Origin of the sequence: Bacillus sp. OV166 (genome assembly GCF_900177675.1) — a bacterium.
Taxonomy (GTDB): Bacteria; Bacillota; Bacilli; order Bacillales; family Cytobacillaceae; genus Neobacillus.
Map to the genome: position 1 here is coordinate 4691876 of NZ_FXWM01000001.1, position 11617 is coordinate 4703492.

Here is an 11617-nt window from a genome sequence, read left to right on the forward strand (position 1 = left end):
CTGACCGCTCCTATTCATCTACATCCTTTTTTTCACGACCTTTTTGTTTTGGAAAAAGTTTGTTGTCTACCGGACGGTTCGTTAATGGCCTGTAAGATAGAAATTGAGACGGAAATTTGATAATACTGTATCCTAAGTCCTTCCACCTAAATGGATAGACAGGCATAAGGTAGGGTCTGCCTAATGTGGTTAATTTCAACAGGTGAATGAGCACAAAACAAAACGATAACATAATTCCAATCCCCCCCCATATACCTGCTAAAATGATAATTGGAAAACGAATCATACGAACAGCAGTACCCATGATATAACTGGGAGAAGTAAAGGAGCCGAGGGCACTTAGTGCGATAATGATAATTAAGATATTACTTGTAAAGCCCGCTTGGACCGCTGCCTGACCGATAACAATACCACCGACAATACCCATTGTTTGACCAACTTTTGTAGGCAGTCTTGCTCCAGCTTCTCTTAATAGCTCGATGACAAATTCTAAGAGAAGGGCTTCAATTACTGGTGGGAAAGGAACATTCGCCCTAGATTGACCAAGAGAAATAAGCAATGCTGAAGGAATGACCTCATAATGATAAGACAATACAGCCACATAGGCTGGCGTCAACAGGACCGATAAAAAAATCGAAACAATTCTCAGCATTCTTAAGAAAAAACCCATATTCCAACGCATGTAAACATCTTCGGTTGATTCAAAAAAACTAAGAAATGGTGTTGGACCATAAATTGCAGACGGAGAACGGTCCATCAATACGGCAACTCTCCCCCTCATTAATGAAAGGGTGACTCGGTCCGGTAGTTCTGTTGACATAATTTGTGGGAAAATCGTCCAACTATTATCCTCTATCAACTGACCAAGTACCGTTGTATCCGGAATGTAATCATATTCTAACTCCGAGATTCTTTGCCGAAAGGTATTCACATTGTCTTCATCGACGATATCCTTAACGTAGACAAGTTTACCAGGTGTTTTTACTCTTTTTCCGATCGTGATATCTTCCATGCACAATTGTGGATCTTTCAAATTACTCCTTATAATATTTAAATTTCCAATTAATGATTCTGTAAAAGAAATCTTCGGACCATAAACAAGGGACTCTGTTTCTGCCTTTTCAAGGGACCTTTCAACAGTTGTCCCGACATTTGCTAGGATCCCGTACGGCTCACCATCAGCATAAATGTATGCTTTTCCTTCTATTAACGATGAAACGATTTCTTTTAATTGATTGGCAGCAGAAATTTCGGCAATCGGCAAAATTTGTGCAATACTCTCGGTGGTCCATTCACTTTGAGTATTTTGTTGAATTGGTAACAGGACAAATTCATCAAAGCTAGTTTTATCTATAAGGCTGCTTAAAAAGCAAAAAACAATCATTTTCCCGTTCTTTTTTAAAGTCCGAAAATTAAGGTCTGAACAGGCACCTATCTCATTTTGTAGCTCTAATTTAAGGTCTTCCACATTCAAACTATGCGGTTTTTTATCTTCTGACTTTTTATTCTCTGACTTACGCTTAAACATTGGCAGCACCTTAACTCTTCAATTTTTTTTATCTTTACCAAAAACTCTAATATTAACCAAAAGAAAATAAAGGGTGTCAGGCACCATGTGAAAACTTCACATGGTGCCTGACACCCTTCGTCTGATAAATTTATTCAAAATAATACATGAGGGCAATTGTCCCAGGTCCAGTGTGAGTGCTTATCGTAGGACCCGTGTAATCAATCGAAATATCTTTATACCCGGTTAATTCAGTAATTGCCTTTTTTAGTTTAGAGGATAATTCGTATGCTTCCGCATGAACAATGCCAGCACCACATATTGTTTTTCCTTGGACATCCTCCGCAAATTGCTTGGCCATATATTTAACCACCTGTGTATGGCTGCGAACCTTGGCGACGGGATTGTATTCGGCGCCTTCAAGCGAGGCAATCGGCTTGATATTTAATAATGAACCTATAAAGGCTTTTCCCTTACCAATCCGTCCACCCTTCACCATGTTCTCAAGGGTATCTATCATAATATACAATTTTGTATGTTCGCGCACCCTTTCAAGCCGGTTAAGGATTTCGTCCATGCTCTTACCCTGCAAGGCCATTTCCGCTGCTTCCTTTACCTGGAACTGGAGGGCAATCGAGATAAACATCGAGTCAATGACTGTAACTTTCGTTTTCGTCATTTGGGCTGCACTCTCAGCAGATCGAACTGTCCCGCTCATTTTGCCTGTCATATGGATTGATAATACCTCATAGCCTTCTTCTCCAAGCCGATCGTAAACTTCAAGAAAAGTACCCGCAGAAGGTTGGGAACTTTTCGGTAATTCCTCAGATTTTTTCATTACTTCTATGTATTCAGCTGCATCAATTTCCACTCTGTCTAAGTAAGATTCACCATTTATCGTTACGGACAATGGCACCACCACAATACCCAGTTTTTCGGCCATTTCTAGCGGCATGTCCATTGTTGAATCGGTTACAATTTTAATTTTGCTCATAACAATCACTTCCCTAACAGTACTGCTATGTATTATACAGTTAACTACTATTGAAAGGAATAACATCCATCACTTTTCGTGCTTTTTAAAATAAAAGAGCACCGCTGGGGGATACCCTGCGGTGCTCGAATGGCATTAAGCGTTATTCTTTAATTCTCCAACTTTAAACAATTGTTCATAATCTGGCCACTTCATGACCTTTTTCAAATAATCTTTAAAGGAGTAGCATTTTTTCAAGTTTTTTTCGTTGTAAAGCGACGTAACAAACGTCTGTAAACGGACTTGGATCATAAATTTATAAGTGCTATCTTCCTCCAATACAGGAATGTCCATGACTTTAACCTTCTGTCCAACAACATTTTTGAACTCTAGGCTTTTGAATAACAAAATATCAATCCTCTTTTTCACCCGTTTGAGTATATTATACACTCTTTGCACGACGAATTGTGTCTAATTATGCATGGATTAAAAAATATTTATGAATTAAAAGTCCACAGTATGTGTTGTAGTTCATGAAAAAATAAGTCACTTTTTTTAGCATATTCTAGGAAACATAGTTCCTGATAATCTAGAAAGCAATCGCTTTGAACCCAGTGGAGTTTCCAATAATAACTGGCCTTTTTCTTTTCCGATAATCGAACCTTTTAGATATTAAGTTGGGAATATTGGTAACTCAACAAAAAAAAGACCTTAAAGGATTTAACCCTTAAGGTCTTTTTGCATTCCATTTATGCTTCGACTACCTCATCTTCTTTGTCTTCTTCCTGCAGCTTTTTCAAGCGTTTGCGGTAGACAAACTTCGATAAATTAATACTGATTTCATAAAGGAGCAAGAGTGGCAAGGTTACCACAAAATCAGACATAAAGTCTGGAGGTGTAATAACGATTGCAATAATAATCAGAACGAAATACGCATATTTACGAATTTTTGCTAAAACAAACGGATTAATGATGCCAAGTGAAGTCAAAAACATAACGACGACTGGAAGCTCAAACAGTACCCCGAATGGCAAGGTCATATTCATGATAAAGCTAAAATATCTTTCGGCAGTGAAGTTTGTGACAAACATATCTTTTCCCATATTCACCAAAAAGTCTAGAACCATCGGAAAGATAATAAAATAGCCGAAGGCAAGACCAATGATAAACAAGAAAAATAAAGCCGGAACATAAGAAATCGTTATTCTTCTTTCTATCGGTCTTAATGCTGGTCTAACAAATAGCCAAATTTGCAAAGCGAGAACTGGAATAGTACCCGCCACAGCTACAACAGTTGCCAGCATGAAATAAATCCACATTATATCACTTGGTCCGAGAACCATCAGTTTTGTATTTCCAACAAACCATTTATAGATATCGTCTACATAAATAAAACCGGCGATAAAAAAGACTACAAATGCAAGTGCAGATACAATAATTCTTTTACGTAGTTCTTCTAAATGATCAACTAAATTTAATTCTTTATCTTCCATGTACTTCCCCTGCCAATTTCAAAAGGTTAAAGATGTGCACGTATATATCGCTCATAGAGTTGACTCTAAACGAAATAGTGCCATTGTTTTAATAAGATGAACAAGTTTTCATGCGTTTTTATAGGTTAAACCTAGAGAAGAAAAAGGTGTAAGACTTAAAATCTCACACCTTATTTAATCAAATTTTTCTTTTCTTCATCAATATCATTCATAACATCGTCTGTTAGTTCACGGGTTGACTTTTTAAATTCTTTTAATGTTTGTCCGAAGGCGCGGCCAATTTCCGGAAGTTTCTTAGGCCCAAAAATAATCAATGCAAGTGTTAAAATCAAAATCAATCCTGGTATACCGATATTAGAAAACATGGATTTACATCCCCTTTAATTGTTGTATTATATCTACTATGATTATAGTACCGAAAAATCGTTTTGAGTTAGTTATATGCAATAATTCATAGTAAATTCACAATATCTAGAAAAAGTAAAACAATAAAGCATTTTCGTATCACATTATTAATTACTAATGACAATTTAACAATTACAACTAACGAAGTCAATGATTAAATGCGTTTAAGGAATTATTAAAATATTTTGAAAACTTTCTTTTATTTGAATATAATTGGTTCATTACTAACATATAATTTTTAAAATGATAAATAATAAGGATAGGATGTGATGAGGATGGAATTTTCACTTTGCAGTTATGATGGGGCTCTTCCTGTTGAGGTAACACTTGATGATGATAATGGAAGATACACCATTCGCAAAAGCGATCGTAGCGGGGAATATTTTAATAGCCCACTGGAATTAATAAGCTGGGTTAAAACACATTTCAACGAAAGAGAATTTTGCCATCCACATGAATTTAGGGGTATGCTTGCTAAATTAGCAGATTACGAATTAAATGGATCCTATTTCTAATATCAAACAAAAGAAAGCACCAGCGATGCGCTGATGCTTATTTTTATGAGTCCAAACCTGATCAATCCGCGCTACGATTTTCTTTCATATATTTTGAATTCATAATCGTACGGATTCTTCTCATCCATTAAGCCCTTTTCACTAGACACTAGTTCCCATTTGCTACCATCAAATTCAGGAAAAAACGTATCTCCTGCAAATTTTTCATGAATAAGCGTGATGTATAGACGATCCGCAAACTCAAATGTCTCGTTAAATATTTCCGCTCCACCAATGACGAAGATTTCTTCGCTTTGCTTTTTGCTTTTCTTTACAAAATCCTCAATGGAATAAAAAACCGTACAATCTTCACTCTGATAATTAACCTGGCGGGTGATCACAATATTTTCTCTGCCAGGAAGGACACGACCAATGGATTCATGCGTTTTTCTTCCCATCGCAATTGGGTGGCCCATCGTCACCCTCTTAAAGAATTTTAAATCCTCCGGCAAATGCCATGGTAATTGATTATCTTTCCCTATTACTCTATTTTCGTCCATCGCGACAATAAAGGAAATCATACACTCACTACTCCTTTAATGTGAGGGTGTGGATCATATCCCTCTAATGTAAAGTCTTCATACTCAAAAGAGTAGATATCCTTGACTTGGGGATTAATTTTAAGAGTCGGCAATGCTCTCAGCTCTCTCTCCATTTGCAACTTAACTTGTTCGAGATGGTTTTGATAGATATGAACATCACCAAAGGTATGGATAAATTCACCTGGCTCCAAGTTGCACACTTGGGCAACCATCATTGTTAGCAGTGCATAGGATGCGATATTAAACGGGACGCCAAGAAATACATCGGCTGAGCGTTGGTAAAGCTGGCAGGACAGCTTCCCATCTGCCACATAAAATTGGAACATACAGTGGCACGGCGGTAACGCCATATTATCTACTTCAGCAACATTCCAGGCATTGACAAGTAGTCTTCTTGAGTTAGGATTCGTTTTAATCTGGTTGATAAGCTCCGTAATTTGGTCAACGGTTTTTCCATCCGCACCTGTCCAAGAACGCCATTGGTGACCATAGACAGGACCTAATTCCCCATTTTCGTCTGCCCATTCATTCCAAATGCGGACCCCGTTTTCCTGTAGATACCGAACATTCGTATCCCCATTTAAAAACCAAAGCAGTTCATAGATAATCGATTTTAAATGTAATTTTTTGGTCGTCACGAGTGGAAATCCTTTTGCCAAATTAAATCTCATTTGATAACCGAAGGTGCTAATTGTACCCGTACCAGTTCGGTCACCCTTTATGTTTCCATTTTCAAGTACATGCTTACATAATTCTAAATATTGCTTCACCGTGGACACTCCCTTATCTGCACATATTTATCTATTTTAACAATCAAGGGCAAATTAGTGAAGCGATAGCTGTTTCAAAAATTCAAATGTTTTTGGTGCTTTCTTCCGTAATAGTTCTTTTGTTTCATTATTTAAATAGTACATTGAGAAGGTCTCTGCAAAATATTCTTCTGGATATAAAAAATAGCTGTTTCCCGGAAATAATTGTTCATGTTCCTTTTCCCATACGCTCTTAAAGTCCTTGGAACCACTAATCTCCCCATACACATAGCGATCGATCGAATGGGCCAACTCATGTAATTCTAGATTTACAGAACTATGACCCTTTCCTGATTCACTGGAACCAATCTTAACAAGGACCACCTTCGATCCTCCAATCCCTGGGATATCATCCCAGGTTACGTTAGATGTATAACCCCGCGGAACCTGCCCAGCTAATTGCCTTGCAGTGGGATTATCCGTTAGCTTTCCATTAAAAAGTTTCAGGGTAATTCCCTGATTGTTTATTTTTTTTAAAAGGGAGAAAGGTAAAGAATTGATTCTGGAAATCATAGCAGCCGCTTCTTGTTGATCAAAGTGCTCCTTTGGTAATACAATTATTTGATCTAAAAGTGCTACTGACCGATCATCTTTAAGAGATTGGTAGATTAGCGAATTTCTAGGATAATCTCCAAGCAAAATACCATCATAAGAAGCTTGTGATGTATTTATGGATGATAGAAATAAACCAGCGATTAGTAGAGTAATTACCGATTTACGCAAATTATCATCCCCTAATAATTCAATATATTAATTGAATTATAACATAGGATTTAGTTAGTTAATTTGAATTTACAAGCCAAAAGTGGGGAATAAAGGAAAAAAAGCTGCCGAATACAGCAGCTTCACAATTTTAATAAATTTAAACTTCTAATCCATAATTTCGGCAAAGCGAGGCTAATCCACCTGCAAAACCACTGCCGATCGCGTTAAATTTCCAATCACCGTTGTGGCGGTAAAGTTCACAAATAACAACCGCTGTTTCGACCGAAAAATCCTCGCCAAGGTCAAATCTTAAGACCTCATTATTAGTATCTTCGTCAACCAAGCGAACAAAGGCATTAGAAACTTGGCCGAAATTCTGGAATCTTGCGTCCGCATCATGAATGGTCACCGTAATCGCAATTCGATGCACATGCGTGGGAACTTTACTAAAGTCAATCTTGATTTGCTCGTCGTCGCCGTCGCCTTCTCCGGTTCGATTATCACCCGTATGTTCAACAGAGCCTGAAGAGTGAATCAAATTATTGTAAAAAATAAAGTCGGAATCCTGGATAACTCTTCCATTCGCATCTGTTAAAAACGCGGATGCATCCAAGTCAAAGTCATTTCCACCATGATAACGATTCGTATCCCAGCCGAGGCCAACAATTACCTTAGTTAACCCAGGGTTCGTTTTTGTTAAATCAATTCTTTGTCCCTTTGCTAAGTTTATACCCAAACGTATCACCTCTTTTTGAACTTTATTTAATTACCTAACTAAAGGAACGAACAACTTCACTAAGGCTGGCTGCATTTGTACCGCTGCCGATTGCCGCAAACTTCCAGTCATTGCCATGACGATAAATTTCTCCAGTCACAAGGCATGTTAGCCCGCTGTAATTATCTGATAAATTATAATGGATGAGCTCTTGATTGTTCCCAGGATTCACGACTCGGATAAAAGCATTTTTCATCATCCCAAAGTGCTGCTTTCTCTTCACACAGTCATAGATATTAACAACGAAAACAAGTTTCTGTATATTGGACGGTACTCTGCTTAAATCGATCATTACCTGCTCGTCATCACCGTCTCCGTCACCTGTTAAATTATCACCTGAGTGTTGTACACTGCCGTCATTGCTCTTTAAGTTTCCAAAGTAAATAACGTCCTTATTGTTTTGGAGCTTGTCGTTTGCACCAAGCATAATAACGGAAGCATCACAATCTATATTAGCTGCACCACCGCCGCTGAATAAACCGCCGAATAAGCCGCCGCCACCGCCGCTTTGTACTGGATCCCAGCCCAAACCTACCATGATTTTAGATAATCCTGGATTACTCTTCGTTAAATCAACACGTTGCCCTTTTTGTAAATTAATAGCCAATTCAATCACCCCAATAAGAAATTTAGTAAATCAAAACCTATTTATTAACTAAGATTGTTTCAACTGTTTAAAGTTATTTTGCAGTTGTTCTAAACGTTTGGTGCCTTCAATCCGCATCCGTTTATTTTCATCTTCGATAGCCCTTGTTTCCTGCATGCCTTTGATGATAATATTCCAAGATTCTTCAATCGTCTCGATTTTTATACTTGGACCTCCGGCAAGCCTAGCAATATCCGTGCTTTGCTGGGAAATGTTTTGCGCATTTTTCAGAAGCATTTCATTTGTCCTGCGGTCAAGTTCACTCATTGAATCAGCAACCAGCTTTTGTCTTTTCGCCGCCATCGCTTGAATCAGACCATTTTTAAAAATCGGGATAGTCGTCACAAATGCCGAATTGATTTTTCCAATCAGTTTCGTATTTCCTCTTTGCAAAAGACGAATCTGCGGAGCAGTCTGCAGTGAGACCATTTTGGCCATTTCTAGATCATAGATGCGTTGTTCTAATAACTCAATGACATTTTTCAGCGAGTCCAATTGCATGGAGGCAAGTTGATCACCTGCTCCAGCTCGGGATTCAAGCTGGGGAAGTTGATTATTTTTTAGTTCCTCAACTTTTATCTCACCCGCAACAATATACTTTTCAAGCGTTAAATAGAATTGATAATTTTGCTCATACATTTGCTCGAGCATATTTGTTGCATCAACCATTTCATGCTGATATTTCGATATTTCTATGTATACCTTGTCAATCTCGGAGCCCATGGTTTGGTATTTGCCGAACAGCTTTTCGACCACCTTTTCACCCTTTTTAAAGAGCTTACCAAAAAATCCACCTGAAGTTTTTTGAAAGTCCTTAGCATCAAACTTATCCATAATCCGGCCCAGTTGTTTAAGTAGTTCACCAGAATCCTCCACTTTTGAAGTCTTCATATTGTTTAATATCTGATCCGAAAAACGGGAAATTTGGACGGCTGGTTCCTTCCCAAACTCTAAAACCTGGATTTGGTCACGCTCATCAATCGTACGGGCTAAATTTTGAATTTCTGGTTCTTTCCGAAGTGCAAGTTTAATGTCAGAGACTTTTGTTTCTGTTAGGATGTCATCCGTACCTGCTGGCGTTAAACCGCTTGATGGATTCGGCATAAGAGTCACTTATTAATCTCCCCTTAAATTTTTTAAGATTCCTTGAAAAAGCCCTTTTTTAAAAATAGACGGTTCTTTAAATTCTAAATCAAAAACAACGTCTTCAAGCCAATGCTTGTCAAATAAACGATCGTCCAAGAAATTTTCAATATCATTATGCCCAGGAGGATTATACAGGATGATATCAATACCAAATTGATTTAATAGCAAGATAAGTGCTGCATCTGACCTTGAGAATATACCTGCTAATTCATTATTGTAAATGATTAATTTAGGTATATGTTGCGAGTAGTCAAATCTCTCGATTAACTGAATGATGGGTTTTGGCATAAACAATGCCTGTGTAAATAAATACATTTTTACGTCTTCTATACTTTCCTTCGGTAAGGGCTTTAAACCTGGTTTTTCACAGATTCTCCTAACGGCATTAGCGATTCCTTTTTGTAAGCCAGAAGATAAAAAGGAATATGGCCAGTAATGTGCTTGCATCATATTAGCCGGATTAATAAAGCCATCCTTATCAAGGGCATTTCGATAATGAAAGCGAAAATCACTTGTGCTTGTCATCGTGATTGGCAAACGGCGAATCAGTAAACTATGCTCTAATTCACTGAGTGATTGCAGACGGTCCCAGTACTCTTTGCGATTTTTACTAACACCCTGTACTTTAGCAAAGATAGAAGGTATTTTGACTTGTCCGTTCCCCACCTCAAAATCTGGTCTTACCATCGCCATTTCTTTCCCAAGAATAAATAGTTCATCATAAGTCGTTTTTAATGTAATCGAGGACGGAGTATAATCCCTTAATTGCCATGGTTTGTAAAGACCTGAACCCTCTTGGTTTAAAATCGTTTCAATTTCTTTTGAGGCCCTATATGCAACCGTTGCCTTACGACTGCGCTTTTCCTTAGGTAACGGTTCCGCAGGCAGCTTATTTTGAAATTGATGCGAGAAGATTGGGTCCTCCATCATACCTTCTAAAATATCCTTACCTTCTGGATGGAAAATAACAATATCACAGGCAAGCCTGCTTAAATAATATAAAAAATATTGGTGGCTTTTCTTAAATTCGCCGTACCACAAAAATTTAGGCATTTCGATTTGTGGATCAGCCATTTCCAAAACGGGCTGTAAATGATTGATGGACCATTTAACAATGTCAACAAGCACCCGCCTAAGCTCGTGGTTCTTTAGCCCGTCCCTTTCAAGTTTTGCGTACAACTCCAGTGTTGCGATCATCGCTTCTCTTATCTTCCTATGGATTACCGGTACCTTTGATTTCAACAATAACTGTTCCCCATCTAGAAAAGCCGTAAATCGGTTGATGGACAGCTTTTGTTCACGATTAATATTTATGACTTTTTGAATGGATTGAAAGTGAGTGTTGTTAATTGTTTTATCTAGTGATTCCTCACTTAGCAAATGAAGTCTCCATTCCTCATTATTAACATAATCAAAAAGCTGGTTATAATAGGTATCCGTATCGATTGGTATCCCAAGGAACTTTCCAAGTACTTGCCCAATGTGAATTTTTCCATTTTCTAATGAATAATTTGGCCGTTCAGGCAGCGGTTTTTTCAGCAAGGCGTGCCAATTTTCATATGAAAGGGATACTGGATGGGCGATTAGCTGATTTAATGATGGATGCATTCATAATCCCTTCCTCAAAAAAGAAGCTATTTTTCTAGCGCTAGAAAATTATGTAAGGTTTCCATAACATCATATCATAGTTATTTAATTGGTTCATTTGTTTATACGAATGTCATAAAAAAATGTTTCGTCTTTTTCACCATTTCCTCATTTTTCACCTTTTTCCTTGTCCTTACATACTATTTGAGTACTGACGTTAAAGTAGGTGACTCGAATGAGATTTTTATATAAGCGGCCTAGGATGGAACACATTCAGGAAGAATTAAATACCGTGATGGAAGTGATGGTTTCCGATGTTTTTATTTACCTAGATTTATTTGTGTTTAGCTTAATCTTTACGATGCTGCTTTCTTCAACATTGCATTCCCTAGCCATGTCGATTCTATTCTTTTTTGGATGCTATAGTTTATTTTCTTGCGTATACTTATTTGTTTTTAACCGAAAAGTGAAATAG

Annotated in this window: 14 protein-coding genes; 2 read left to right on the forward strand and 12 right to left on the reverse strand. The window is 37.7% G+C overall.

Annotated features, from left to right (window positions below; translation table 11 throughout):
* Nucleotides 1–10: 10 nt before the first annotated feature.
* The 5 genes from CCK98_RS22955 to CCK98_RS22975 all read right to left on the reverse strand — a co-directional run bounded on the left by CCK98_RS22955 (nucleotide 11) and on the right by CCK98_RS22975 (nucleotide 4338).
* Nucleotides 11–1528, reverse strand: a complete 1518-nt coding sequence (locus CCK98_RS22955; protein WP_088088692.1) for a spore germination protein — start codon at nucleotides 1526–1528, stop codon at nucleotides 11–13.
* A gap of 130 nt (nucleotides 1529–1658) precedes the next feature.
* Entirely contained in the window at nucleotides 1659–2501 is an 843-nt protein-coding gene (locus CCK98_RS22960; protein WP_088088693.1) for a DegV family protein, read from the reverse strand.
* Nucleotides 2502–2636: 135 nt separating this feature from the next.
* On the reverse strand, nucleotides 2637–2888 hold the full coding sequence (locus CCK98_RS22965) for a DUF2535 family protein (protein ID WP_088088694.1): 252 nt from the start codon (nucleotides 2886–2888) through the stop codon (nucleotides 2637–2639).
* 341 nt (nucleotides 2889–3229) lie between these two features.
* Complete coding sequence (gene tatC / locus CCK98_RS22970) at nucleotides 3230–3973, reverse strand: twin-arginine translocase subunit TatC (protein ID WP_088088695.1); 744 nt, start codon at nucleotides 3971–3973, stop codon at nucleotides 3230–3232.
* 170 nt (nucleotides 3974–4143) lie between these two features.
* On the reverse strand, nucleotides 4144–4338 hold the full coding sequence (locus CCK98_RS22975; RefSeq protein WP_088088696.1) for a twin-arginine translocase TatA/TatE family subunit: 195 nt from the start codon (nucleotides 4336–4338) through the stop codon (nucleotides 4144–4146).
* A gap of 315 nt (nucleotides 4339–4653) precedes the next feature.
* On the opposite strand from CCK98_RS22975, the gene CCK98_RS22980 reads away from it, so the two are divergent.
* Nucleotides 4654–4893, forward strand: coding sequence for a hypothetical protein (locus tag CCK98_RS22980; protein WP_088088697.1), 240 nt, complete (start codon nucleotides 4654–4656; stop codon nucleotides 4891–4893).
* Between the two features lie 71 nt (nucleotides 4894–4964).
* On the opposite strand, the gene CCK98_RS22985 is transcribed toward CCK98_RS22980, so the two are convergent.
* The 7 genes from CCK98_RS22985 to CCK98_RS23015 all read right to left on the reverse strand — a co-directional run bounded on the left by CCK98_RS22985 (nucleotide 4965) and on the right by CCK98_RS23015 (nucleotide 11163).
* Complete coding sequence (locus tag CCK98_RS22985; protein WP_088088698.1) at nucleotides 4965–5453, reverse strand: dihydrofolate reductase; 489 nt, start codon at nucleotides 5451–5453, stop codon at nucleotides 4965–4967.
* Nucleotides 5450–6244 (reverse strand): thymidylate synthase, encoded by a 795-nt coding sequence (locus CCK98_RS22990; RefSeq protein WP_088088699.1) that lies wholly within the window; start codon nucleotides 6242–6244, stop codon nucleotides 5450–5452. Before CCK98_RS22990 ends, CCK98_RS22985 begins: the two co-directional genes overlap by 4 nt.
* A 54-nt stretch (nucleotides 6245–6298) precedes the next feature.
* Nucleotides 6299–7006, reverse strand: a complete 708-nt coding sequence (locus CCK98_RS22995; protein ID WP_088088700.1) for a toxin — start codon at nucleotides 7004–7006, stop codon at nucleotides 6299–6301.
* A gap of 139 nt (nucleotides 7007–7145) precedes the next feature.
* Entirely contained in the window at nucleotides 7146–7724 is a 579-nt protein-coding gene (locus CCK98_RS23000; protein ID WP_088088701.1) for a TerD family protein, read from the reverse strand.
* A 34-nt stretch (nucleotides 7725–7758) separates the two neighbouring features.
* On the reverse strand, nucleotides 7759–8370 hold the full coding sequence (locus CCK98_RS23005; RefSeq protein ID WP_088088702.1) for a TerD family protein: 612 nt from the start codon (nucleotides 8368–8370) through the stop codon (nucleotides 7759–7761).
* A 48-nt stretch (nucleotides 8371–8418) separates the two neighbouring features.
* Nucleotides 8419–9513, reverse strand: a complete 1095-nt coding sequence (locus tag CCK98_RS23010; protein ID WP_088090522.1) for a toxic anion resistance protein — start codon at nucleotides 9511–9513, stop codon at nucleotides 8419–8421.
* A gap of 12 nt (nucleotides 9514–9525) precedes the next feature.
* Complete coding sequence (locus CCK98_RS23015) at nucleotides 9526–11163, reverse strand: YceG family protein (RefSeq protein WP_088088703.1); 1638 nt, start codon at nucleotides 11161–11163, stop codon at nucleotides 9526–9528.
* A gap of 241 nt (nucleotides 11164–11404) precedes the next feature.
* Here CCK98_RS23015 and CCK98_RS23020 point away from each other — a divergent pair, with 241 nt between their 5' ends.
* A complete protein-coding gene (locus tag CCK98_RS23020; RefSeq protein WP_142292196.1) occupies nucleotides 11405–11617 on the forward strand; it encodes a hypothetical protein in 213 nt (70 codons plus the stop codon).

Coding starts and splice junctions, on each gene's coding strand:
- CCK98_RS22955 (WP_088088692.1), bottom strand. CDS start 1,528: ATGTTTAAGCGTAAGTCAGAGAATAAAAAGTCAGAAGATAAAAAACCG.
- CCK98_RS22960 (WP_088088693.1), bottom strand. CDS start 2,501: ATGAGCAAAATTAAAATTGTAACCGATTCAACAATGGACATGCCGCTA.
- tatC (WP_088088695.1), bottom strand. CDS start 3,973: ATGGAAGATAAAGAATTAAATTTAGTTGATCATTTAGAAGAACTACGT.
- CCK98_RS22975 (WP_088088696.1), bottom strand. CDS start 4,338: ATGTTTTCTAATATCGGTATACCAGGATTGATTTTGATTTTAACACTT.
- CCK98_RS22980 (WP_088088697.1), top strand. CDS start 4,654: ATGGAATTTTCACTTTGCAGTTATGATGGGGCTCTTCCTGTTGAGGTA.
- CCK98_RS22985 (WP_088088698.1), bottom strand. CDS start 5,453: ATGATTTCCTTTATTGTCGCGATGGACGAAAATAGAGTAATAGGGAAA.
- CCK98_RS23010 (WP_088090522.1), bottom strand. CDS start 9,513: ATGCCGAATCCATCAAGCGGTTTAACGCCAGCAGGTACGGATGACATC.
- CCK98_RS23015 (WP_088088703.1), bottom strand. CDS start 11,163: ATGCATCCATCATTAAATCAGCTAATCGCCCATCCAGTATCCCTTTCA.
- CCK98_RS23020 (WP_142292196.1), top strand. CDS start 11,405: ATGGAACACATTCAGGAAGAATTAAATACCGTGATGGAAGTGATGGTT.